Source organism: Pedobacter namyangjuensis, assembly GCF_003313325.1.
Lineage (GTDB): Bacteria > Bacteroidota > Bacteroidia > Sphingobacteriales > Sphingobacteriaceae > Pedobacter > Pedobacter namyangjuensis.
The window spans coordinates 643159-667281 of record NZ_QMHQ01000001.1 but is presented as its reverse complement, the minus strand read 5'-3'; the positions used below and the strand labels follow the sequence as shown (position 1 = coordinate 667281).

General features: G+C 36.9%; 19 protein-coding genes. 10 read left to right on the top strand and 9 right to left on the bottom strand.

Annotated elements, in window-relative coordinates:
* Positions 1-16: 16 nt before the first annotated feature.
* From DUT69_RS03035 to DUT69_RS03020, 4 genes are all read right to left on the bottom strand, one after another.
* Positions 17-787: a succinate dehydrogenase/fumarate reductase iron-sulfur subunit gene (locus DUT69_RS03035; RefSeq protein ID WP_113651652.1), complete on the bottom strand. Its 771-nt coding sequence runs from the start codon at positions 785-787 to the stop codon at positions 17-19.
* Between the two features lie 120 nt (positions 788-907).
* Positions 908-2887 carry a fumarate reductase/succinate dehydrogenase flavoprotein subunit gene (locus tag DUT69_RS03030; protein ID WP_113651651.1) on the bottom strand — a complete coding sequence of 660 codons (1980 nt, stop codon included), beginning with the start codon at positions 2885-2887 and terminating at the stop codon, positions 908-910.
* A gap of 82 nt (positions 2888-2969) precedes the next feature.
* On the bottom strand, positions 2970-3668 hold the full coding sequence (locus tag DUT69_RS03025) for a succinate dehydrogenase cytochrome b subunit (RefSeq protein WP_113651650.1): 699 nt from the start codon (positions 3666-3668) through the stop codon (positions 2970-2972).
* Between the two features lie 230 nt (positions 3669-3898).
* On the bottom strand, positions 3899-5449 hold the full coding sequence (locus DUT69_RS03020; RefSeq protein ID WP_113651649.1) for a trypsin-like peptidase domain-containing protein: 1551 nt from the start codon (positions 5447-5449) through the stop codon (positions 3899-3901).
* A 163-nt stretch (positions 5450-5612) separates the two neighbouring features.
* On the opposite strand from DUT69_RS03020, the gene dapF reads away from it, so the two are divergent.
* Positions 5613-6398, top strand: a complete 786-nt coding sequence (dapF, locus tag DUT69_RS03015) for a diaminopimelate epimerase (RefSeq protein WP_205314202.1) — start codon at positions 5613-5615, stop codon at positions 6396-6398.
* 419 nt (positions 6399-6817) lie between these two features.
* Complete coding sequence (locus tag DUT69_RS03010; RefSeq protein ID WP_113651647.1) at positions 6818-7771, top strand: polyketide cyclase; 954 nt, start codon at positions 6818-6820, stop codon at positions 7769-7771.
* Between the two features lie 129 nt (positions 7772-7900).
* Here the strand turns inward: DUT69_RS03010 and DUT69_RS03005 are convergent, their stop codons facing one another.
* Positions 7901-10195, bottom strand: a complete 2295-nt coding sequence (locus DUT69_RS03005; RefSeq protein ID WP_113651646.1) for a helix-turn-helix domain-containing protein — start codon at positions 10193-10195, stop codon at positions 7901-7903.
* A 309-nt stretch (positions 10196-10504) separates the two neighbouring features.
* On the opposite strand from DUT69_RS03005, the gene DUT69_RS03000 reads away from it, so the two are divergent.
* Both DUT69_RS03000 and DUT69_RS02995 read left to right on the top strand, forming a co-directional pair.
* Positions 10505-13306 (top strand): outer membrane beta-barrel protein, encoded by a 2802-nt coding sequence (locus DUT69_RS03000; protein WP_113651645.1) that lies wholly within the window; start codon positions 10505-10507, stop codon positions 13304-13306.
* Positions 13307-13313: 7 nt separating this feature from the next.
* Positions 13314-14090 (top strand): GLPGLI family protein, encoded by a 777-nt coding sequence (locus tag DUT69_RS02995; protein ID WP_240186644.1) that lies wholly within the window; start codon positions 13314-13316, stop codon positions 14088-14090.
* A gap of 66 nt (positions 14091-14156) precedes the next feature.
* Here DUT69_RS02995 and DUT69_RS02990 read toward each other — a convergent pair whose 3' ends face one another.
* The 3 genes from DUT69_RS02990 to DUT69_RS02980 all read right to left on the bottom strand — a co-directional run bounded on the left by DUT69_RS02990 (position 14157) and on the right by DUT69_RS02980 (position 17218).
* Positions 14157-14852 (bottom strand): response regulator transcription factor, encoded by a 696-nt coding sequence (locus DUT69_RS02990; protein ID WP_113651644.1) that lies wholly within the window; start codon positions 14850-14852, stop codon positions 14157-14159.
* A gap of 3 nt (positions 14853-14855) precedes the next feature.
* The gene (locus tag DUT69_RS02985; protein WP_113651643.1) at positions 14856-16703 is read right to left on the bottom strand and encodes a sensor histidine kinase; all 1848 of its coding nucleotides are present in this window, start codon (positions 16701-16703) and stop codon (positions 14856-14858) included.
* Between the two features lie 146 nt (positions 16704-16849).
* Positions 16850-17218 (bottom strand): DUF3127 domain-containing protein, encoded by a 369-nt coding sequence (locus tag DUT69_RS02980; RefSeq protein ID WP_113651642.1) that lies wholly within the window; start codon positions 17216-17218, stop codon positions 16850-16852.
* A gap of 187 nt (positions 17219-17405) precedes the next feature.
* Between DUT69_RS02980 and DUT69_RS02975 the strand changes: the two genes are divergently transcribed.
* The 5 genes from DUT69_RS02975 (at position 17406) to DUT69_RS02955 (ending at position 21862) form a co-directional block, all read left to right on the top strand.
* Positions 17406-18596, top strand: coding sequence for a THUMP domain-containing class I SAM-dependent RNA methyltransferase (locus tag DUT69_RS02975; protein ID WP_113652463.1), 1191 nt, complete (start codon positions 17406-17408; stop codon positions 18594-18596).
* A 109-nt stretch (positions 18597-18705) separates the two neighbouring features.
* Complete coding sequence (locus DUT69_RS02970) at positions 18706-18948, top strand: helix-turn-helix domain-containing protein (protein WP_113651641.1); 243 nt, start codon at positions 18706-18708, stop codon at positions 18946-18948.
* Between the two features lie 74 nt (positions 18949-19022).
* Positions 19023-19670: an HD domain-containing protein gene (locus DUT69_RS02965; protein ID WP_113651640.1), complete on the top strand. Its 648-nt coding sequence runs from the start codon at positions 19023-19025 to the stop codon at positions 19668-19670.
* Between the two features lie 157 nt (positions 19671-19827).
* A complete protein-coding gene (locus tag DUT69_RS02960; protein WP_113651639.1) occupies positions 19828-21084 on the top strand; it encodes a putative DNA modification/repair radical SAM protein in 1257 nt (418 codons plus the stop codon).
* A 13-nt stretch (positions 21085-21097) separates the two neighbouring features.
* Entirely contained in the window at positions 21098-21862 is a 765-nt protein-coding gene (locus DUT69_RS02955) for a TIGR03915 family putative DNA repair protein (protein WP_113651638.1), read from the top strand.
* 173 nt (positions 21863-22035) lie between these two features.
* Here the strand turns inward: DUT69_RS02955 and DUT69_RS02950 are convergent, their stop codons facing one another.
* Positions 22036-22806: a 3-keto-disaccharide hydrolase gene (locus tag DUT69_RS02950; RefSeq protein ID WP_113651637.1), complete on the bottom strand. Its 771-nt coding sequence runs from the start codon at positions 22804-22806 to the stop codon at positions 22036-22038.
* Between the two features lie 148 nt (positions 22807-22954).
* Between DUT69_RS02950 and DUT69_RS02945 the strand changes: the two genes are divergently transcribed.
* Positions 22955-23980: a sensor histidine kinase gene (locus DUT69_RS02945; RefSeq protein ID WP_113651636.1), complete on the top strand. Its 1026-nt coding sequence runs from the start codon at positions 22955-22957 to the stop codon at positions 23978-23980.
* Positions 23981-24123: the final 143 nt, after the last annotated feature.

Sequence of the window (24123 nt, the reverse complement as noted above, 5' to 3'; positions counted from 1 at the left end):
GATAACTGGAAACTGATTATCCTTCCTCTTCGCTAACGAATTTGGCGGTTACAAAGTCTCTGTTCATACGAGCAATGTTTTCTAAAGAAATCCCTTTAGGACATTCTGCCTCGCAAGCACCTGTATTTGTACAGTTACCAAATCCTTCTGCATCCATTTGCGCTACCATGTTTTGTACACGTTTGTAACGCTCCGGCTGTCCTTGTGGCAATAAAGCCAACTGAGAAATTTTTGCCGATACAAATAGCATAGCTGATGCATTTTTACAAGTTGCAACACAAGCACCACAGCCGATACAAGCTGCCGCTTCGAAAGCAGCATCTGCTTGTGCTTTTGGAATAGGCAAAGCATTTGCATCTTGCGCATTACCTGTATTTACAGAGATGAAACCACCTGCAGCAATTACACGGTCAAATGCCGATCTATCTACTGTTAAATCCTTAATTACCGGAAAAGCTTTCGCTCTCCAAGGTTCAACTACAATTGTATCGCCATCTTTAAAAGAACGCATATGCAATTGGCATGTTGTAACCGCATCTTTAGGACCATGCGGACGACCGTTAATGAACATCGAACACATACCGCAGATACCTTCTCTACAGTCGTGGTCAAATACAATTGGGTCATCGCCTTTGGTAATCAAATCCTCGTTTAAAACATCGAACATTTCTAAAAAAGACATATCAGGCGAAATTTCAGACACTTTATAGTCTACCATTTTACCGCTGTCTTTGCTATTTTTCTGACGCCAAACCTTTAGCGTTAAGTTCATATTTCCTGTACTCATTTGTATAGAGATTTGAGACTTGAGATTTGAGACCTGAGATGTGAGATGTGAGACTTTAGAGTTTAGGCGATTGCCTACCTCGTATCTCAAATCTAGTTTCTCATATCTGCCCTCTCACATCTATTTATAACTTCTTTGTGCTATTTTAATATTCTCGAATTTCAACTCTTCTTTGTGAAGTTCGAAAGTTCCATCACCCTTGTTTTCCCAAGCTGCTACGTAAGCATAGTTTTCATCATCACGTAAAGCCTCACCTTCTTCTGTCTGGTATTCTTCACGGAAGTGACCGCCACAGCTTTCGTTACGGTTTAACGCATCGATACACATCAACTCGCCTAACTCGATAAAATCCGCAACGCGACCAGCTTTTTCCAACTCCGGGTTATATTCATCTGCCGATCCTGGTACGCGAACATCTGCCCAGAAATCTTTCTTTAATTGTTGTATTTCTGCAATTGCTGATTTTAGACCTTCAGCATTACGAGCCATACCACATTTCTCCCACATAATTAAACCTAATTTTTTGTGGAAATGGTCTACTGATTTAGTTCCTTTAATATTGATAAAGTGATCTAAAATTCCTTTTGCCCTAGCTTCAGCTTCAACAAATGCCGGATGATCTGTAGGAATTGCTTTTACAGAAATTTCTTTAGATAGATAAGCTCCAATTGTATAAGGAAGAACAAAATAACCATCTGCCAAACCTTGCATTAATGCAGACGCACCTAAACGGTTTGCACCGTGATCTGAGAAGTTTGCCTCACCTGTACAATACAAACCTGGTACAGAAGTCATCAAGTTATAATCAACCCATAAACCACCCATGGTATAGTGTACCGCTGGATAGATACGCATTGGGGTTTCGTAAGGATTTTCTCCTGTAATCTGCGCATACATGTCAAACAGGTTACCATATTTTTCTTTAACAACGGCTGTACCTAAACGCATACAAGTTTCTTTATCTGGATTGTGGATACCAGCTTTAGATGCTTCAATTCTGCCGTAACGTTCTGTATTGGCTTTAAAATCCAGGTAAACCGCTAGTTTAGACGCACCTACACCGTAACCCGCATCACATCTTTCTTTTGCAGCACGAGAAGCCACATCACGAGGTACTAAGTTACCAAAAGCAGGGTAACGACGCTCTAAATAATAATCTCTTTCACCTTCCGGAATATCCGATGCTTTACGCGTATCATCTTTCTTTTTAGGCACCCAGATACGTCCATCGTTACGTAACGATTCAGACATTAGGGTTAATTTAGATTGGTGATCTCCAGAAACCGGAATACAGGTTGGGTGAATTTGCGTGTAGCAAGGGTTTGCAAAAAATGCGCCTTGTTTATTCGCTTTCCAAGCTGCGGTTACGTTACTTCCCATTGCATTGGTAGAAAGATAAAATACGTTTCCGTAACCACCTGTACCCAATACTACGGCATGGCCGAAATGACGTTCTAACTCGCCAGTTAATAAGTTACGAGCAATAATACCACGAGCTTTACCATCTATTTTAACAACTTCAAGCATCTCATGGCGGGTAAACATTTCTACTTTACCCATACCAATTTGGCGCTCTAAAGCAGAATATGCACCTAGCAACAATTGCTGACCAGTTTGACCAGCTGCATAAAAAGTACGTTGAACTTGCGTACCACCAAATGAACGATTATCCAACAAACCACCATATTCACGAGCCAATGGCACACCTTGCGCCACACACTGATCGATAATGTTTGCACTTACTTCTGCTAAACGGTGTACGTTTGCTTCGCGAGCACGGTAATCGCCACCTTTAATGGTATCATAAAATAAACGATAGGTACTATCACCATCGTTTTGATAATTTTTTGCTGCATTAATACCACCCTGAGCTGCAATAGAGTGCGCTCTACGTGGCGAATCCTGAAAACAGAAGCACTTAACTTTGTAGCCCATTTCTGCTAATGTAGCTGCTGCCGAAGCACCTGCTAAACCAGAACCTACTACAATTACTTCTAAACTTCTTTTATTTGAAGGGTTAACCAAGGGCACAGACGATTTGTATTTCGTCCACTTGGTGGTTAAATCTCCCTCTGGTATATTTGAATTTATTGCTGACATTATATTTTAGCTTTATTCGTTCAATATTATTTTTGAGTGATTGAATATTCTGTCATTCAATCATTTTCTCATTCAACCTTGTTTATAAACCCCAGCCGAAATAGATGGCCACTGGCATTGCTGCAAAAAGCAAAGAGATGATGATTGAAAACCAAACACCGGTTGCTTTAATAATTGGGGTATATTTTTTATGGTTCCAGCCCATCGTTTGAAAAGCCGATGCAAAACCGTGCAACAAATGATACGCAAGAGAAATCATTGCTAAAACGTATAATCCTACTCTCCAAGGCTCACTAAATTTAGCCTTCATTACCGCAAACATATCTTCATGTCCGTTTAAATCTGCAGGTGTGCTACCGTTAAAGTGCTCGATACCTGTAAAACGAGAAACAATCCAGAAATCTGATAAGTGAACGATTAAGAACATTAGCAATAAAGTTCCTAATAAACCCATTGAACGAGAATACCATTTACTGTTTGCATTACCATCGTTATAAGCATATTTTACTGGCCTAGCTGCCTGGTTTTGAAACGTTAAACGTAAACCTTGTACAATGTGCAGTAATAAACCAGCCATTAAAACAACTTCCATTGCACGTATAATCCAGTTGGTTGCCATAAAGTGCGCACCTTCATTAAATAGCGCTCCGGTTTTATCAAAAAACACAAAGGCATTTAAGAAACAGTGAACTACCAAAAAGGAGATTAGAAAAAGGCCTGTAAGACCCATTATTAGTTTTTTTCCTATTGACGAGGAAAAAGCATTTGCGATACTACCCATTAGCTTTTATAATTTTTATTCGATTACTGCAAAAGTATTTAAAATATGATTTAAATAAGACATACCAAGGACAAAAACATAATAAAGAAGCTATTTAGAAACATTCTAAAAAAAACAGCCTTATATCATTTAGATGAACCTAATTAATCGACTGATTTTAAGACACAATTAATAAAAAAAAGGATTAACAAAACTGTTAATCCTTTTCCACTTTAATTTGATTAAGGTACTTAATCTATTGTAATAGCAAAAGTTCCTCTATCACTTAATCCTGCAATGGTGGTTCTTCCGTCACGAGATGTTTGTAAAGCTTTTTCCACCTCTTCTGCATTGTTTACAGGCTTGCCATTAATCTTTGTAATTACAGAACCTTTCGAAAAATCGTAATAATCGAATAATTTACCTGGCTCTACATTAGTAATAACCACACCGTTAGTTATGCCATACTTTGATTTAATAGCTGCGGAAGCCGGAGAAAAGCTAGCTCCTAATTTACTTACAGTTGTATTTGTAGATTTTGTAGAAGCAACCGCTGTGCTTGGCGCAATACTACTTTCTGGTTTTAAAATAACGTTTACGTTTTTGGTAGAACCATCAGCTTTTAAAACTGCTAATGCAACTTTATCGCCAGGGCGCATACGACCGATTTTTTCTTGTAAATCTGGAGAATCGTAAATTTCTACGCCTTCCACTTTTTTAATGATATCGCCTTCTTTAATTCCAGCCGCAGCTGCTGCACCACCTGGAACAACACCGCTAACGTACAACCCGTTGATCTCTTTAATTTTTAATTTTTCGGCAGCATCTGCATCTAAAGCTGCAAACGTAACGCCAATATAACCACGCTTAACAACGCCAAATTCTTTAAAATCTTCAAGAATTTTTTTCGCTAAGTTAACCGGAATTGCAAAGCCATAACCTTCATTCATACCTGTTTGCGAGGCAATGGCAGCGTTAATACCAATTAATTCGCCATTCGCATTTACCAATGCACCACCACTATTACCTCTGTTAATAGCAGCATCTGTTTGTATAAAAGATTCTATAGCGGTATTTGCTGGGCGCTCTGGCATTACTCCGGTTCTTTGGTATTCTTGATATTCTTCCCTAGTCGGCTGCGCATTTTCTCTATTTAAAATACCAATGTTACGAGCTTTAGCACTCACAATACCCGCAGTTACGGTTGTTTGCAAATCTAAAGGGAACCCAACTGCCAGTACCCACTCACCTACCTGTACATTATCAGAATTACCCATTTTAACAAAAGGCAAACCATCCACATCAACTTTAATTAAAGCTAAATCCGTATTTGGGTCCTTGCCAATAACTTTAGCAGTTACTTTTCTTCTGTTAGCTAAAACCACTTCAATTTTATCTGCATTATCTACTACGTGGTTATTAGTTACAATGTAACCATCGGCAGTTAAAATAACGCCAGAACCAGAAGCTGCTCTAGGCATACTTTGTCTTCGGCCACCGCCACCTCTAAAAAACTCTTCAAACATATCTTCCATGCTACCACCACCACCACTTCTTGGGTTAGATGGCGTTGCACTATAAGTTGTTTTAATATGCACCACCGCCGGCGAAACCGCAGCCGCCGCTTGTACAAAATCTACACTACCCGCCGAAGAAATTTTTGATGGATTATTCGCAAACATCATATTTTGCTTTTCTGTTAGCGAATACACATCATTGTTGCGCTCTAATAGTTTATAAGCGCCAATTGCAACTGCACCACCTAAGAATGCAGCCAACACTACTAATCCTATTTTTTTCATATCCTTATATAAATTCTTCTTTTTATAAATGTTTTGTTCAAATTTAATACCATATAAACGATATTTGTATGCAGAACACACGTGCTTTAGTGTTAAAAAATGTTAAAACAAATACAGCATTTAACACGGCCAGTTTTTCCAATAAGAAAATTACAAAATACAGATGAACATTAACTTTTCAAAATACCAAGGTGCAGGCAACGATTTTGTGTTAATCGACCATCGCGGAAATACGCTAAAAAACATCGATAATAAGCTTGTGGCGCAACTTTGCGACCGCAGATTTGGTATTGGAGGAGATGGCTTAATGCTTTTATTGGATCATTCGGACTATGATTTTGAAATGGTGTATTACAATGCAGATGGCAACGTGGGGAGTATGTGTGGCAATGGCGGAAGATGTATTGTTGCATTTGCTAAACATCTTGGTATAATTGACAGTGAGACTAATTTTTTGGCAGTAGACGGGCCTCATTATGCCAAAATTACAGCCGAAGGCAATTGGGTAGAGCTTCAAATGATTGATGTTGACAACATAAATAGCGATAACGACGCTTTTGTATTAAATACTGGCTCGCCACATTACGTTGTGGAAAAAGCAAACCTGTCTTCGCTCGATGTTTTTACGGAAGGTAGCGCCATTAGAAATAATGAGACTTATAAAACTGAAGGGATTAACGTAAATTATGTAGAAAACAAAGGTGATCATCTTTTTGTACGCACTTTTGAACGTGGTGTAGAAGACGAGACCTATGCTTGCGGAACTGGCGTAACCGCAGTTGCAATGGCAATGGCAAAACAAGCCAACCAAATTGGGCATGTACAAACACCTGTAAAAGTTTTAGGCGGCGATCTGAAAATTAACTTTGATTACGATGGAAAAACCTTTACCCAGGTATTTTTATGCGGCCCTGCAGAAAAGGTTTTTGAAGGCGCTTTAAGTATTTAATTTTACGAAAAGCAGAGCCTGTGTTTCAATAAACGTTAGTCCCGCTTTCTGTTACAATCTTTTTGTGGCTGTTCTACTAAAATTCGTCATTGCTCAAAAGCATGATGAAGCAATTCTTCACGCCAGCGATGCAAAAAGTATTTTCACGACAATCGGGTTTAAATCACGGCATTTTACAATACTATAAACCAAACCCTACACCAGCACAATTATCAATCTGAGTCGAGAAAATTGCTACGGTAAAGCCCCGAATTATAAGCGGAAAGCTACGAAGTAAAATTCGTAGAACTCGACCGTCATCCTAAATTTATTTCAGCATCTTTATGTTATTTATTAACAAGGCATTTTTACTTATCTTTAACAACAGTAAATATATTTACCCGAATTAAAAACCTACATAATTCGTCCTACGCTCAATCATGTACGCAATTCTCAGAGACAAGAGTTTCCAAATCTCAATCATTTTAACAACAATTTTTATTGGTACCGGAATTGTATTTTTATTTCTGGGCTTAGTAGATTATTCTTGGATACTATTTGGTCTTTTACCTGTTGTTTTGGGTATTGCAATAGGAACCATGAAAGTTAGGAAATACGCTTTATGGGGAGCGATTATCACCACAGTAATTTTGCTTATCGCAATTTACATCCCGGGTCTTTCTGGCGTTATTTGTATTGTAATGGCCATTGGATTAATTGTGCCTTTCATATTTTTAGGTTACGTTATAGCTAGACTAGTAAAAAGATATTCATTAATTAAAGAAACAAATCGCCTTTCTGTTTTAGTATTGCCGATTATCCCATTTTTACTAATGGCGCCAACAGAGCATTTTCTTAAAAAAGAAAAAGAAACTATTACCGAAGTTAAAACAGAAAAAGTATTCAATTACACGCCCAACCAAGTTTTCGACGTCATTAAATCGGTAGATACGCTAGATGCAGAAAAACCTTTTTTACTTAAACTTGATTTACCCATACCCACAAAATGTATTTTAGAAAAAGAAGAAGTTGGAGCTTTAAGAACTTGCTATTTTAAAGCTGGTAGATTAAGTAATGCAGACTTTGGAGGCGGAACGATAACTGAAAGAGTAACGGATATAAAACGTGGCAAAGTTCTAAAAATGGACGTAATTGATTATAATTTAGTTGGCAGAAAGTGGATAGGTTTTAAGGAAGCTATTTACTATTTCGAACCTGTTGGAATCAATAGCTGTAAGCTAACGCGAATAACAACCTACACATCTGTATTAGCCCCACGGTTTTATTGGGAACCGATGGAAAAATTAGGTATTGAGCAGGAGCACGAATACGTTTTTAATAATTTAGAGAAAGATTTAGAAACCCAATTTGGAAAGTCAAAAGGAGTAAAATAATTGGTTTACTTATTGTTACGTTCCGAAGGTTTGGGAATAGCATCTTTTCTACTTTTAACTGAGATAAATTCAGGGATGACGGTTATAAAAAAGATTGCTTCGCAAAGCTCGCATTGACGAGATTTAATGCTAATTTCCATCTACTAAATAGGCTGCAATGGCGATTTTAATTTCACCGAAACCGTAAGCCTTCCCTAAATGTTCACGTATCTCGTTTAGTTTTACCGATTTAAGCTTTACAATGGTAGCGGTAATTTCCTGTAACTTTCTACTCGGCACCAATTCGCTAGCTGCTAATTCTTGCCTAGCAACAAAATATGCTAAATGACCTTCTATGGTTCCTGTAGACATTTTTCGGGTTGCGGCTATTTCTATAATGGTTTGTCCATCTTTAAAAAGCTTTAACGTAATCTCTTTCGTATCTTCTTTAGGCTCTTTTGGTTCTTTAACTTTTTTAGGTTTTGCCTTGCTGTAAAAATCTGCAGAACCTGGTTTAAGTTCTTCTTTATTTGGCAAAGTGTAAGCCTGTTTTATCAACTCTTCGCGTTTTGCGCTACGGTACAATGCCAACACGGCTTCCTTACTTAGCTCTTGGCCTAAAATTGAACTCGCTAACATTGCCTTTGCCTTTTTTATTTTTTTAAACTGCTCAAAAAACATTGCTTCCATCTCTACCAATTCCGCTAAAAATTCTTTGGTTTGCTTTTGGGTTTTTGCCACCTCCATTAGCGAAAAAATAGATTCGCTAAAAGCAGTTAACTGTGGAATAAAATAATTTTCGGCGGCTGTAGTTCGCTCTAAAAGCATATTTAAACTTTCCGTATCGCCAACAACAAACAGTCTTTCAATCTGCTTCAGAAATTTATCAGCATGATTTCTGGAAGCGATTAGTTCTTGTTGCAACTTAACCGCCCAAGGCAAATGCGTTTGTTTTGTAGATCTTTTTTCGTCTTTAGTATAACTGAAAACATGCTCAAAAACATAATTATCTAAATTACTGAAATTAAAAGCCTGCAATAAAGAAAACCTTAAAAACGCATCGCTTTCCTTTTTTATCTGAACAGCTAAATCTTCCTGCTGATCTTTGGTGCGTGCAAAATAAGTAACATTCTGATCTTGTCTTATGCCTTTGTTAGAAATTAATGAGGTAAGCACTAAACCATTAAGTGATCGCAACCTAGATAATGCCACATAAATTTGCCCAGGTGCAAAGGCATCTCCAATATCAATTATTGCTTTATCAAAAGTTAAACCCTGACTTTTATGCACCGTAATTGCCCAGGCCAATTTTAGCGGAAACTGTGTAAAGGTGCCGATAATTTCCTCTTCAATTTCGTTGGTGGTTTTATTGGTGTTATATCTAATATTTTTCCAAGTATATTTTTCTACTGTTAACGAATAGGTCGCTCCATCTGGCAAAAGTTCAATACTATCGGCGGTAAGTTTTTTAACCACCGCTAGTTTTCCATTAAAAAACCGTTGCTCGCCAGTTGGATCATTTTTGATGAACATTACCTGTGCGCCAACTTTTAGCTCAAGAGACTTGTCTGCCGGAAAAGCGCTTTCTGCAAAGTCCTTTTCAACCTCCGCATTATAAAAGAAAGATTTGCCCGGCAACTCCTTTAAACTATTTCTGTTTAACGTATCTGCTTTATGATTGTGCGTGGTAAGCGTTATGTAATTATCCGTTAATAAAGGCTTATAATTTTCTTTAAAATAAGTTTTAAGCAGAGCGATATCCTGATCTGTAACTACATTATTGCGAAGGTTATTTAAAAGGGAAATAAAAGTTTCGTCAGATTGGCGATAGATTTTTTCCAATTCGATGTAAACCGGTGGATTTTTCTCTAAAGCCAATGCATCAAAAAAGAAAGCGCTGTTATAAAACTGACTCAGTAAATTCCATTCTTCGTTTTTTACAACCGGTGGCAATTGGTGCAAATCGCCGATGAAAAGTACCTGAACACCACCAAAATTTGAATTGTTTTTTCTAATGTAACGTAAAACCGTATCAATTGCATCCAACAAATCGGCACGCAACATACTCACCTCGTCTATTACCAGCAATTCTAAATCGAGCAAAACTCTGCGTTTTACCGAATTCATGTTTAAGTGCCTGATGATGGATTTTGGCGTATTATAATGCTGATATTCTTTTAACTCGCTACCCGTGGCAGTTTTTGGCAAAAAGGTACCAAATGGCAATTGAAAAAGAGAATGAATTGTTACACCGTTTGCGTTAATGGCGGCAATACCTGTTGGAGCAACAATAACTGCCTTTTTGTGTGTTAAGGAAATTAGGTTGCGCAAAAACGTGGTTTTGCCTGTACCTGCTTTTCCGGTTAAAAAAATATGCCTCGAAGTTTGATTAATAAATTTAGCGGCAAGTTGGGCAGGTTGGGTTTCTTCGGCAGTAGATTGCATTAGCTTACATTGTTTCAAAGGTGTGTGAAGATACGGCTTTTGCAATTTTAACGTGAATTTTAGCAGAAAAAGAACATAAATAAACCTTATTGAAGCGACAGCCCCCGATCCGAGTTATCGGATTTATCGGGGCTATAGCGTAAAGAAGGACTGATATTAAAAAATGTTGCTGCCATTGCTTTTCAAAAAACCGCTACGCTTAGTTTTTGCTAATGTTAAATAATGTTATTTAATGTTAAAATCTTCCAACTAAATTTTTAGTATTAAATTTTTAGTTATACTTTTAAGAACCAAACAAAACCCAAAAGAATGAAAACTATAAGCTTGGCATTATTGCTATCCTTATGCGTTTGCACCGCTCTCTTTGCCCAAAACCCCTATCAGGTTAAAGGTATTGTTGCCGATTCGGCAAATAAAAGTATGTTGCAAAATGCATCTATTAGCGTTTTAAACGCGAAAGACTCTACACTTTACAAGTTTACAAGAGCAAATGCCAAAGGCGACTTCCTGATTAGCCCAATGAAAAAGGGAAATTTTATTCTGCTATTAACTTATCCTGAATATGCAGATTATGTTTCTAGTTTTACTTTAGACTCTAGCAAAACCAGTTTAGATTTTAAGCAAATTAACATGAAGCTTAAAGCAACTTTGCTTAACGAGGTTTTAATTAAGGGGCAAGCTGCAGCTATAAAAATTAAAGGAGATACTACCGAATTTAATGCTGCTGCATACGCCATACAACCTAACGATAAAGTTGAAGATTTACTGAAAAAGTTTCCGGGGATGCAGATTGATAAAGACGGAAAGATTACTGCCCAAGGCAAAACCGTAACCAAAGTATTGGTAGATGGAGAGGAATTTTTTGGCGATGACCCAACGTTAGCTACACGAAATTTACGTGCCGATATGGTTGATAAAGTGCAACTATTTGACAAAGCCAGCGAACAAGCAGCCTTTACGGGTGTAGATGATGGCCAGAAAGCCACCACCCTAAACGTTATTTTAAAGGAAGATAAGAAAAGCGGTTATTTCGGAAAAGTTGATGCCGGAGCAGGTACCGAAGGTTTTTATGATGCGCAGGTAATGTTTAACAGATTTAAAGCCAAGCAAAAATTCTCTTTATACGGAACCGCAGCCAACAACGGCAAAACCGGTTTAAGCTGGGATGATGCCAGTAAGTACAATACCGGCAACAACAACATGGAAATGTTTGATGGCGGCTTTTATTTTAGCGGTAGTGGCGATGAAATAGATAACTACGGTGGCCAGTACGGTGGCGAAGGCATTCCTAGAGCTTATAACGGCGGAGCGCATTACGACACAAAATGGAATGGAGATAAGGAAAGCATAAATACTAATTATAAAATTGGTTCTTTGGGTGTTAAGGCAACTAAGAATACGATTAACCAGAACAACCTACCAGCCACAACAAATAATCCGTCGGGTGTAATTAATAGCAACACCGATGAAAACTCTGACCGCTATATTTTTAGACAGAAACTAGATGCAATTTACACGATTAAAATAGATAGCACTACAAATTTGAAGGTTACAGTAGATGGAACCTTGAAAAATAGTGATAGCGAATCCATCAATAACAGTACGGGATTACGTGGTGATGGCACCTTGCTAAATACCACCGAAAGAACCAACAGTAGCGATGGCAAGGATCAAGTATTTAACATGACTGCTTTTTTGACCAAAAAACTTAAGAAAACTGGTCGTAGTTATACCGTTAACGTTAGCCAGCGATTAAGTGAAAACGACAACGAAGGCTTTTTAAAGTCTACCAACAGTTTTTTTGACCCTAATGAGCTGCAAACCAGCAGTGAAGTAGTTGATCAGTTTAAGACCAACAATACCAAAAATTCTGTTTTTACGTCGAACATTACCTATAATGAGCCTCTTTCCAAAACCTTCTCTTTAATACTTAACTATGGTTTTGGCATTAATTACAGCAGAGCTGATAAAAAATCTTTTAATGCTTCTAGTCCTGGAAATTACGACCAGCTAGATACAGAATTTAGTAACGATTTTAAGGCTACGCAATACTCAAACCAAGCAGGTGTGGTTTTTAACTATAAAAAACCTAAAAGTACGTTAAACTTCGGCACAAAAATTAATGCGGTAAATTTTGATCAGTACGAAGCTATTTCTAACCAATCTTACAAAAGAAGCTTCTTAAACTGGATACCTCAAGCAAGTTATCAGTATAGGTTTTCTGCACAAAAATCGCTTCGCGTTAGCTATAATGGTTATACAAACCAACCAACGGTAGAGCAATTGCAACCTGTAAGAGTAAATACAGACCCTTTAAACATTCCGTTGGGTAACCCGGATTTGAAACCGTCTTATAGTAACAGCATTAATATTAATTACAACTCTTACAAAGTGCTAGCTAACCAATCGTTATACTTTAGCGCTTATTACAGCACAGTTAGTAATCAAATTGTAAATAACACCACAACCGATGACGAGGGAAGATCACTTAGGCAAGCTATTAACTTGAGAGAGAAAATGCCCTCGAATTATAGCCTTTGGGGTGGTTTTAGAAGAAAAATTGATCTTGCCGATTTTAATGCCGGTATTAATTTAAGCGCCAACGGTAGCGAAAGTTTTAACTACATTAACACCAACCTAAACAAAACTACGAGTACATCAATTAGCCCAAGGGCAAGCATTAGCAGATATAAAGATAAATTTGAACTTGATTTAAGTTTTGGGCCTAGCTATAACTCGCAAGTTGCATCTATCAATAAATCATTAAGCAATAAAGGATGGGGAACGAGCGGATACGGAAGTTTTAAAGTGATATTGCCTAAAAAGATAACCATACAAGCAGATGCAGAATACAACTACCAACCAAAATCTGCTTCTTTCGATAGCAGTTTTGAGCAAATGATTATCAACTCGTCAATTACAAAGAGCTTCTTTAAAAAGGATGATTTAAAATTGGTACTTAAAGGAAATGATTTACTAAACCAAAATCGTGGTTTTAGACGTTTTGCATCTGCGAACTCTATTACGCAAACCAGCTATAACAACATTAATAGGTATTACATGTTCTCTTTAGTTTGGGATTTTAATAAAATGGGTGGCACAACTAAATAATAATAAAATGAAGATTAAAAACTTATTGATGCTTTGTTTAACACTTTTGGTTGGACAGACAGCACTTGCTCAAAACGCACGTTTTGCAACAAGCGGCGTTATAGAGTACGAAAAACGTGTAAATGTAATTGCTTTGATTAAAGAACAATTAAAGCGTTATCCAAATGATAATTTCGGGCCAAAAATCTTAGAGGATTATCAACGAAATAATCCGCAATTTAAGACCTTAAAAAGCAAGTTAACGTTTAACAAAAACGAAACTGTTTTTACACCAGAGCCTGATAACGTACCGCCAAATAGTTGGTTTAATTTGGCATCTGCACAACAAAACAATACTATTTACACCAATGTAGAAAATGCTACAAGTGTTACACAAAAAAAGGTTTTTGAAGAAACCTACCTGTTAAAAGACAGTACAAGAAAAATTACTTGGAAGATTACAGATGAGTTTAGAAACATTGCCGGTTATGATTGCAGAAGAGCAAATGCCGTAATCATGGATTCTGTTTACGTGGTCGCTTTTTATACGGATGAAATTCCGGTTGCTGGCGGACCAGAATCATTTACCGGTTTACCCGGAATGATTTTGGGTATAGCGTTGCCTAGAGAACATACAACTTGGTTTGCAACTGCAGTTACAGACGAACCAATTACTGCAGACAAAATAAAAATTCCGGCTAAAGGGAAAGCCGTAGATACGAAGAGTTTAACCGATATCTTAAAGAAAGCCCTAAAAGATTGGGGCGACAGTGGAAACGACATTGTTCGAACATCGTTGTTATAAATGCAAAAATCCCTTGTAAAATTACAAGGGATTTTTTTATGCCTTTAGATTTAAACTTTACTGGGACTAGTTCACAATCAACTTATATCCTTTACCGTGTACGTTTAAAATTTCAACTTTCGGATCGTCTCTTAAGTATTTACGTAACTTGCTTAAGAAAACATCCATACTTCTTCCGTTAAAGTAGTTATCATCATGCCAAATGCTTAGCAAAGCTTCTTCCCTAGTTAAAACCGTATTTTTCTTTAGGCATAACAATTGCAAAAGTTCGGCTTCTTTGGTAGAAAGCTTTTGTTGTTGGCCATCGAAGTGGATAAGTTGCGTAGTATAATCAAAAGTATATTTACCAATTTGGAAATTAGTTTGAGCTGGTTCGTTACTACTAGCTTCTTTGCTTGCCACACGTTTTAACAAGGCATTAATGCGCAACAACAATTCTTCTATCCTAAAAGGCTTGGTAATGTAGTCATCGCCACCTAAGTCGTAGGCAGACGCTTTATCCTCCATCATTGCTTTTGCCGTAGCAAAAATAATTGGCACATGCTGGTTTGCTTTTCTAATTTCTTTACCTAGTGTAAAACCATCTTTTTTCGGCATCATCACATCCAAAATGCACAAGTCGAAATTTTGTTTGCCAAATGCTTTTAACCCTTCTTCACCATCCGTACATAACACCACATCAAACTTCCCTTTTAACTGTAAATAGTCCTGCAGTAATAATCCTAAATTTGGGTCATCTTCAACTAATAAGATCTTCTTCATAATTTAATTGTTGCGTTTAAATGGTAATATTACTTCGAAAGTGGTTCCTTTATCTTTTTCGCTATGTACTTTAATTGTTCCGTTCATTTGCGTTACAATATCCTGAACGTAGTTTAAGCCCAAACCAAAACCCTTTACATCATGAAGGTTTCCTGTTGGCACTCTATAAAACTGATCAAAAATGCGTTTAGTTTGATCTTTTGTCATCCCGATACCTTTATCAGCTACTTCAATTATCAGTTTCTGAAGACTGCTTTTTGTGCTAATGGTAATCTGTGGATCCGCTGTACTATATTTGTTGGCGTTATCTATCAAGTTGTAAATAACGTTAGATAAGTGTAGTTCGTCACCAATTACAATGTCATCAACAGCATTTAAACTTAAAGCAACGTGTGCATTACGTTTTTGCAACTGTAAACTCATACTATCTACTACCGCATTAATCAAATCGTTAACCGCAACGGGATTAGATTCTAATTTTATTTCTTTTTTCTCTAATCTGGCTACGCTCAATACACGCTCAATATGGTTGCCCAATCGAATATTTTCATCGTAAATAATACCTGCCAATCTGCTAATTCTGCTTTTATCTTCTACAACCTCTGGGTCTTTTAACGCCTCGCTGGCAATCATAATTGTTGCTACAGGTGTTTTAAACTCATGGGTCATATTGTTAATAAAATCCGTTTTCATTTCTGTTATTTTTTTCTGGCGGATAATTGCGTAAATGGTATAGGCAAAAATAAATATCAGCACCAAAAGCAAAGCGATGGAAGAGCCCATGCTCACAAACATATTGCTCATGATTAGCGAGTTAACACTTGGAAACCTAAGGTAAATCATCCCCGGATCTTTAATGGCAACATCATTACTAAAAATAACCTGAGAAAAAGTGTTTTTATCTACCGCTAACTCATCTGCGTTTACCACTTTTTGATAAATAATATTCTTGCGATTGCTAGCTGGCGTTAACCAAAAATCATAATTAAGATTTATGTTTTTGCTTAACAGTTCGGCTCTAATTAAAGTGTCTAGTGCCTCCAATCGGGGAATTCTTTTTCTTAAAGGAATATCTTTATTGGTAAGCTCCTGCGCTACATCTCGCACCAAATCTAAACTCGCATCGTTGTATAAAACCGCGGTATCTGCATACAAGCTCTTAAGGCCAATTTCATATTTTTTCTCCGCCTTGGCATCTTCAATCTTAAACTTGGCCACTAAATCCGGGTCGCTGCTAGGCACATGAATAGTAATTGGCAGCATGTTAGCCGGACTCAATGCAACATATCTAATCGTATCGGGAAGTCTTCCGCCGATTTGCAAATTTCTTTTCGGTTTTGGCAATAACGGCTTGATCCTGACGCCAATACGCTCTCCAGAAACTCTATCGGTTAAGTCTTCTACCTGAATCTTTAAATCGTTGCCCGATGGCGAGTTACCGCTATACAGCTTAAACTCTTCTTCGCTAATAATTATCGGAGACATGTACATAGACCGAATAGTGCTGTCTTGCGCATTTAAATAATCTATAACTTGTTGTTGCTGTTTAAACTTTCTTATAGCCTCACTCTCTCTAAACCTAACTTTGAAGGCAACTATGCTATCGGTATGACTTCTTAATGCGTCCTCACGTTGTTCTTTTCCCTCAAAATCTTTTCGGGTAATGTGGCTAGCAATATTTCTTTTTTGCACTTTGTTTACCACCGCAGTTAATGCCTGGTTTACATCTTGCTCAAACAGCCTGGAATTAAGGTTATACGACTCCCGCAGGTAATACAATTGCATTACAAAAACGCCTAGCAAAGCTAACGTCATTAGGGCGGTTATTAACCAAAGGCTTCTGCTTTTCATTACTGTATGTCAAAAATAACGAAGTAATAAGGATTATATGTTGTTTTAACAATTTTTAACACGCTCAAAATCTATTAATAACATAAAAAAAGCCGTCTCGAAATATCGGGACGGCTTACTTACAAATTTGTTTCCTAAAAAAGGTCTTAGAACGGAAGATCGTCTTCCTCTCCAGCTGGCGTATTCAAATCAACCGGAGCTGCATATTGTGGCGCTGCCGCAGCACCTGCTGTATTACTTAATTGGGTTAATCTCCAAACTACTAAACTATTAAAGTATGAAGTAACACCATCTTTGTTTGTCCAAGGTCTACCACGTAAATTAAAAGATACTTCAACCTCATCACCTGCTTTTAAAGAATCAAACAAAGCTGTTTTATCTTGTAAAGCTTCAAATCTAATATATTCAGGATAAGTTGGGTTTTCTGCATATTCTACAATTAAATCACGTTTTTTAAACGTCTCACTTACCTGTTGTAATGCACCGATTTCGTGCACCTTTCCTTTAATTTCCATATCAATACTATAATTTACCTACCAAATCTCTAAATTTTTATCGAGAATTATGCAAATCTATGCATCAAGTTTTCCACACATTAGTGGTGCAACGCTTATAAACCAATAGTTAAATTGCACAGTTATTTAGGCTTTGTAAAGGCAAAAGCTATATCTCTGTTTTTATTAATAACTTTGTAGCACTATGATGCAAGTTTTTCAAACTAAAAGCAAGGTAATTATTACCTGCAACAAAAGGCTTTCTAGCTATTTACAAGATGAGGTTACCGCTTTAGGGTACGAAATTGTAAGAGAATTTTCTACCGGCGTTGAGCTGAATATTACCTTAACAGAGTGTATCAAACTAAATTTAAATTTAAGGTGCGCTAGTCAGATTATGTATTGCATTAATAGTTTTAAGGCAAATACCCCAGAAGAATTATACAACAATTTAATACAGATGGAATGGGAGGAAATAATCGATTTTGCTGGTTACTTCTCTGTTACATCCAATGTAGACAATCCAACAATAACCACCCCTCTTTTTGCCAATTTAAAGGTTAAGGATGCTATTGTTGACAGATTTAGAGAGAAAAAAAATATACGCCCTAACTCTGGTTCAGACAATAATAAAACAGTTATACACTTATATTGGAAAGACGATGAAGCTGATGTTTTTATTGATACCAGCGGCGAAACATTAGCTAAACACGGTTATAGAAAAATCCCAGGCAAAGCCCCAATGCTAGAAGCTTTGGCCGCTAGCACAGTACTTGCTACCCAATGGGATCAAAAATCTCCATTCATAAATCCAATGTGTGGATCTGGAACTTTAGCTATTGAAGCGGCATTAATTGCCACTAACCGCCGACCAGGATTATACCGCATGAATTATGGTTTTATGCACATTTTAGGTTACGACGAGGAGGTATTTTTTGCAGAGCGAAGAGTTTTAAAAGATCAGGTTATCAAAAATATCGACCTAAAAATTATTGCTACGGATATTTCTGAAGATGCGGTTGATGTGAGTCGAAAAAATGCAAAAACTGCTGGTGTTGATGGGCTAATTACTTTTGAGGTTTGCGATTTCGAGGAAACAGAAGTACCCGAAGGAGGCAGAGGTGTTGTAGTTTTTAACCCAGAATATGGCGAACGATTGGGTGTACATAGCAAATTAGAATTAACCTATAAACGAATTGGCGATTTCATGAAAAAGAAATGCAAAGGTTATTTCGGCTATATCTTCACTGGAAATCCGGATTTGGCTAAAAAAATAGGCTTAAAGGCAGATAAAAAAATAGAATTTTATAATGGTAAGCTTGACTGTAGGTTACTAGAATACGAATTGTATGACGGTAGTCGCCGACCAGATGAAGAGCGACCTAAACCAAAACTTTAATTTTATCGCACTGCGAAATAAAAAAGCTTGTTTTTAAAGAAATCAATTCTTTTTTAAAACCGCCCATTTTTATTTTACGTTAATAGAGTCTGATACTAACCATGATTCTATGAAAGATAAGTTAAAAGCGGAGATGAAAGTTGTGGCGGGCAACATCAGAAAAGTTAGAGAGTTTAGAAACTACACACAAGATTATTTGGCAGCGAAGTTAGAGATATCGCAGAATGCCTACAGTAAAATTGAATTAGGCTACAGCAAAATAACGCTTGATAGACTTTTTCACATTGCAATAATTTTAGAGGTTGAGGTAACCCACTTATTATACTTCAACAAAGACGTTTTAAAAAAATAAAGACTAGGCAGCATTTTTCAACAATGTTGCCTTTCTTAATTAATTCGAGATAACTTGCATGAAATTTTCCTTCCATGCAGCAAATTATCGATCAAACCATAAACTTTGTTAAACTAACACTTGCTAATGCCGAAACTGGGCACGATTGGTTTCATATAGAACGCGTTTATAAAACCGCGAAAACTATTAATGCAATCGAAGGCGCCAATTCGTTTGTGGTAGAATTGGCAGCGTTATTACATGATATCGCCGATAGCAAGTTTAATAATGGCGATGAGGAAATTGGCCCACGAAAAGCTGGCGAGTTTTTAGCAAGTATTGGTGTTGACGATGAAACAATTACTCATGTAAAAGAAATCATCTTAAATCTTTCGTACAAGGCAAGTTTAGGCAATGTAACGTTTAACTCCAAAGAGTTAAATGTAGTGCAAGATGCGGATAGATTAGACGCTATTGGCGCCATAGGCATTGCTAGAGCTTTTACCTATGGAGGTTACAAAAACCGAGTTTTATACGATCCAGCTATAAAGGCAAACCTAAATATGAGTAAGGATGAATATAAAAACACCACTGCTCCTACCATTAATCATTTTTACGAAAAATTGCTTTTGCTAAAAAATTTGATGAAAACCGAAGCGGGAAAGCAAATGGCTCAGCAACGACATGATTTTATGTTAGCCTACCTTGACCAGTTTTACCAAGAATGGGATGGACTAAAATAAATCAAAGGCAATAAAATTTTTCAATCATCCATTAAATCCTATTTTTATCGATTTCTAAAAGAAAGCACTCAATATATTCCGCATAGCGCTAAGCTAATTTCTTTTTAACTAATATTTTTAGTTTTATTTACTATTTTTGTTAGTAAATAAAATCGTTATGTCTGATAGGTTAAGGGAAAAATTAAATATTCTAGCTGATGCGGCAAAATACGACGTGTCTTGTTCATCAAGCGGAAGCAATAGAAAAAACGACAATAAAGGCGTGGGGAACGGACATAAATCGGGGATTTGCCATACCTATACAGAAGATGGTCGATGCGTTTCTTTATTAAAAATTCTTTTAACTAATCATTGTATTTTCGATTGTGCGTACTGCGTTTCGAGAAAAAGCAATGATATAGAGCGAGCTGCTTTTACTGTAGACGAAGTAGTGGAATTAACCATGAGCTTTTATCGTCGCAACTACATAGAAGGTTTATTTTTGAGTTCTGGTATTTTTAAGAATGCAGATTTTACCATGGAACGATTGCTCCGTGTGGTTAAAAAATTGCGTTTGGAAGAAAAATATAATGGCTACATCCATTTAAAAACTATTCCCGGTGCTAGCGACGAATTAATTAAGGAAGCCGGTTTGTACGCCGACCGGATGAGCATTAATTTGGAAATGCCTACAGAAAGCGGACTAAAATTACTTGCGCCAGAAAAAAGCCATACCGATGTTATAAAACCTCTAGATTATGTACAAAAACAAATTGTACAGTTTAAGGAAGAAAAAAAGTTAATTAAAAGCGTACCTAAATTTGTGCCGGCAGGCCAAAGTACGCAGATGGTAATTGGCGCTACTCCAGAAACGGATAAAGAAATTATGCATACTGCTGATGCATTTTATAAAAACTTTGCGTTGCGCAGAGTTTATTATTCGGGCTACATTCCGATTAGCAACGACAGCAGAATGCCAATCTTGGGAACCCAGCCTCCTTTACTCAGAGAAAATAGACTTTACCAAACCGATTGGCTGATGCGTTTTTACGGTTTTAATGTGCATGAGCTTTTAAACGATGCAAATCCGAATTTAGATGTGGATATCGACCCAAAATTAAGCTGGGCTTTAAGAAATCTACAGCATTTTCCGGTTGACATTAATACTGCCGATTATAAAATGATTTTAAGAATTCCGGGAATTGGGGTAGGCTCTGCAAACAAAATTGTTCAGGCTCGAAAGTTTGGTAAGCTTTACATTCATCAGTTAAAAAATATTGGGATTTCTTACAACCGAGCTAAACACTTTATCAGATGTGCGGATTCTCCCTATCAATTAAAAGATTACCAAGCAACGCAGATTAAAAGCTTTATTTTAGCTGAAAGCCAAAGTAAGTACATAAAAACAGATACACAACAGTTGATTTTGTTTTAGTAAAACGGAAGCCATGATTTATATTTTCGATGGAAGTTTAGAAGGCCTGCTAACCGCTGTTTTCGAATGGTTTGAACGCAAACCTGGTTATACCTCTTTGAAAGTTGATAAAACCTACCAGCCTGATGCTTTTACTTCATCTTTTTTAATCGTTAGCGATAGACAGAAGTCAGATCGCGTTTGGAATGGCTTACAAAAGAAGCTCGGCAAGCAATGGATGAGGAGGGTTTATTGCGCCTATTTATCAGAAAAGCCTGAGGCTTTCGACTCGCTTTTTCATTTTATGTCTTACATTTTCCTAAATCCGGTAGGTGCCGAAAAAAATTTCGGAAATAAGGACGTTTTAGACATCTCGCAAATTGCCACTAAAGTAGAACGAGAAAAACATAGAATGGAAGCTTTTATTCGTTTCCAACAAACATCTGATGGTTTTTATTACTGTGCGATAGACCCCGATTTTAATGTACTTCCGCTAATCGCCAAACATTTTAAAGATAGGTATGCTGACCAACAATGGATAATTTACGACCTTAAACGTCACTACGGTTTATTCTACGACCTCGAGAAAGTAACCGAAATTACAGTAGAACTTGGCGAAGAAAAAAACTTTAAGCAACCAGCATCAGCACAGCTAAATGAAAAGGAAGAGCTATACACACACCTTTGGAAAGATTATTTCAAAAGCACAAACATTGTGTCTAGAAAAAACACAAAGTTGCACGTAAAACACGTTCCGAAAAGATATTGGAAATATTTAACAGAAAAACAGCTTTCTTAAAATTCGCGAGTTGGAAATAGAAGATTAAAAAAATTTCCCTTTTATTTTCTTAGATTCCTAAATACACCAACACAGCTTATGCTTTTCGCTGAAGTTCGAAGCACTGACATTACGTTATAAATTTCGCGAAATATTTTAAACCATTAAGTGACGATATCACTTACTTTCTTTAACTACAACTCTCTAACCCAAATATTTTTAAAGCTAATTGGCACGCTTTTATCGCCATGCGACTGTAATTTGATTGGCGTTGCGCCATGTGCTTTTTTGTAAAATGGCTTTCCGATGTACTGTGTTGGCCCAGCTAACTCAAAATTATTTTGAATTAAGACACCGTTAAAAAGAACGGTAACTCTCGCCGCACTTTTTAAACTTCCGTCTTCGTTAAATACCGGAGCCGTCCAAATTACATCGTAAGTTTGCCATTCGCCTGGCTTTTTATTAGCATTTACCAAAGGAGCAGTTTGCTTGTAAATACTTCCCGCTTGACCATTGGTATAGGTTTTATTATTGTAAGAGTCTAAAATTTGCAATTCGTAACCATCATCGCCAGGGCCAGTAGAAGCCAAAAACAAACCAGAATTACCCCTAGATTGTCCTTCTAAATTAATATTTGCAGGAATTAACCATTCTATGTGCAGTTGGTAATTATTAAAAGTCTTTTTGGTTTCGATATTGCCCTTACTTTTATCTACGGTTATAACACCATCTTTAACTATCCACTTCGCCGGGCTCTTATCATTTGTACTAACCCATTGGTCTAAATTTTTGCCATCAAAAAGCACAATAGCATCCGAAGGAACATTTGCTATTGTTTTACCAGGCGTAACTACAGCTGGAACTGGCGTATAAAATTCTGTATCTTGAGGTTTAGGTTTTTCTTGGGCCATAACATTTGCCAACTGTGTTGCGCCTAACACGGCGATTAACAAATAACGTTTCATATTTACGAGTTGATTATTAAAATTATACTTAATAGTAAATAAACCATTTAGGTTAATTAAAGCTCCAAATTACGAAACATATTGATAAAGCGAAGTCAAATAAGCAAACTTAACATCCAATTAATTTATAAAATGTATTTTAGCCGGCATGAAGCTTAGTGTTCTTGTGTTAATTACAGCTTTAGCTGTAGCGCTTTCAATTGGCATTGTCAATTTCTACTTTCAACATAGCTGGTATTACCTAGGTGTATCATTCGTAATTTCTTTTGCTACCAGTTTTTTGGTTTTTTACTATTTGTTTGAAAAGTACATTTATACCAAAATAAAATTAATTTATAAGCTGATACATAACCTAAAACTTGGAAAAGATTTAAAGGAAGCATTGGGAGAATATGTAAGTGCCGACCCTATAAATGATGTTGAAGCCGAGGTGAAAGAATGGGCCGGTGCAAAAAAGCGGGAAATTGACTTACTAAAGAAACAAGAACAATTTAGGCGTGAGTTTCTTTCCAATGTATCGCACGAGTTTAAAACGCCTCTTTTTGCTATACAAGGCTATATTGAAACTTTACAGGATTGCATTACCGACGATCCGGATATGGCACTGAAATTTTTGAAAAAAGCAGAAAACAATGTAGAACGATTGAGTTACTTGATTAACGATTTAGATTCTATCTCAAAACTTGAAACTGGTGAAATTCCGATAAACTACCAAAAGTTTGATTTTGTATTTTTAGCTAAGGAGGTAATGGAAAACTTGGAAGATCGGGCATTAAGTCATAAAATAAAACTTGCTTTTAAAGATAAATACACCGCACCAACTTTTGTAAACGCCGATAGGGAAAAGATTAGGCAAGTGCTTATCAATCTTATTCAAAACTCTATAAAATATGGCAATCCTAACGGGATGACAGCCATTAAAATTTTTGAACTGCACGACCAGTTTTTGATTGAAGTAACAGATAACGGAATAGGCATTGAAGAAAAACATCTGGTAAGGCTTTTCGAACGTTTTTACCGAATAGATTCTCACCGATCTAGGGTTGAGGGCGGAACTGGTTTGGGCTTGGCAATTGTAAAACATATTTTAGAAGCACACCAACAAACCATTTCGGTACGTAGCACGCCAAGCATAGGTACCACTTTTGCATTTACCTTACAAAAAAGCAACTAGCTTTGTTCTGGCTCAAAAAAGCATTAGCTTTTAGTTAAATAAACCCGATTGCCGCGGAAAGCGCCCGCAGGGACTTGTAGCAAAAAGCGGGGCTGATGCCACCGAAAAGCGTTAACCGCTCATTTTCAGTTTCTTTTAGAGAA

Bases quoted from the DNA above. Each gene is read 5' to 3' on its own strand.
- DUT69_RS03035 (WP_113651652.1), bottom strand. From the start codon at position 787: ATGAGTACAGGAAATATGAACTTAACGCTAAAGGTTTGGCGTCAGAAA.
- DUT69_RS03030 (WP_113651651.1), bottom strand. From the start codon at position 2,887: ATGTCAGCAATAAATTCAAATATACCAGAGGGAGATTTAACCACCAAG.
- DUT69_RS03025 (WP_113651650.1), bottom strand. From the start codon at position 3,668: ATGGGTAGTATCGCAAATGCTTTTTCCTCGTCAATAGGAAAAAAACTA.
- DUT69_RS03020 (WP_113651649.1), bottom strand. From the start codon at position 5,449: ATGAAAAAAATAGGATTAGTAGTGTTGGCTGCATTCTTAGGTGGTGCA.
- dapF (WP_205314202.1), top strand. From the start codon at position 5,613: ATGAACATTAACTTTTCAAAATACCAAGGTGCAGGCAACGATTTTGTG.
- DUT69_RS03010 (WP_113651647.1), top strand. From the start codon at position 6,818: ATGTACGCAATTCTCAGAGACAAGAGTTTCCAAATCTCAATCATTTTA.
- DUT69_RS03005 (WP_113651646.1), bottom strand. From the start codon at position 10,195: ATGCAATCTACTGCCGAAGAAACCCAACCTGCCCAACTTGCCGCTAAA.
- DUT69_RS03000 (WP_113651645.1), top strand. From the start codon at position 10,505: ATGAAAACTATAAGCTTGGCATTATTGCTATCCTTATGCGTTTGCACC.
- DUT69_RS02995 (WP_240186644.1), top strand. From the start codon at position 13,314: ATGAAGATTAAAAACTTATTGATGCTTTGTTTAACACTTTTGGTTGGA.
- DUT69_RS02990 (WP_113651644.1), bottom strand. From the start codon at position 14,852: ATGAAGAAGATCTTATTAGTTGAAGATGACCCAAATTTAGGATTATTA.
- DUT69_RS02985 (WP_113651643.1), bottom strand. From the start codon at position 16,703: ATGAAAAGCAGAAGCCTTTGGTTAATAACCGCCCTAATGACGTTAGCT.
- DUT69_RS02980 (WP_113651642.1), bottom strand. From the start codon at position 17,218: ATGGAAATTAAAGGAAAGGTGCACGAAATCGGTGCATTACAACAGGTA.
- DUT69_RS02975 (WP_113652463.1), top strand. From the start codon at position 17,406: ATGCAAGTTTTTCAAACTAAAAGCAAGGTAATTATTACCTGCAACAAA.
- DUT69_RS02970 (WP_113651641.1), top strand. From the start codon at position 18,706: ATGAAAGATAAGTTAAAAGCGGAGATGAAAGTTGTGGCGGGCAACATC.
- DUT69_RS02965 (WP_113651640.1), top strand. From the start codon at position 19,023: ATGCAGCAAATTATCGATCAAACCATAAACTTTGTTAAACTAACACTT.
- DUT69_RS02960 (WP_113651639.1), top strand. From the start codon at position 19,828: ATGTCTGATAGGTTAAGGGAAAAATTAAATATTCTAGCTGATGCGGCA.
- DUT69_RS02955 (WP_113651638.1), top strand. From the start codon at position 21,098: ATGATTTATATTTTCGATGGAAGTTTAGAAGGCCTGCTAACCGCTGTT.
- DUT69_RS02950 (WP_113651637.1), bottom strand. From the start codon at position 22,806: ATGAAACGTTATTTGTTAATCGCCGTGTTAGGCGCAACACAGTTGGCA.
- DUT69_RS02945 (WP_113651636.1), top strand. From the start codon at position 22,955: ATGAAGCTTAGTGTTCTTGTGTTAATTACAGCTTTAGCTGTAGCGCTT.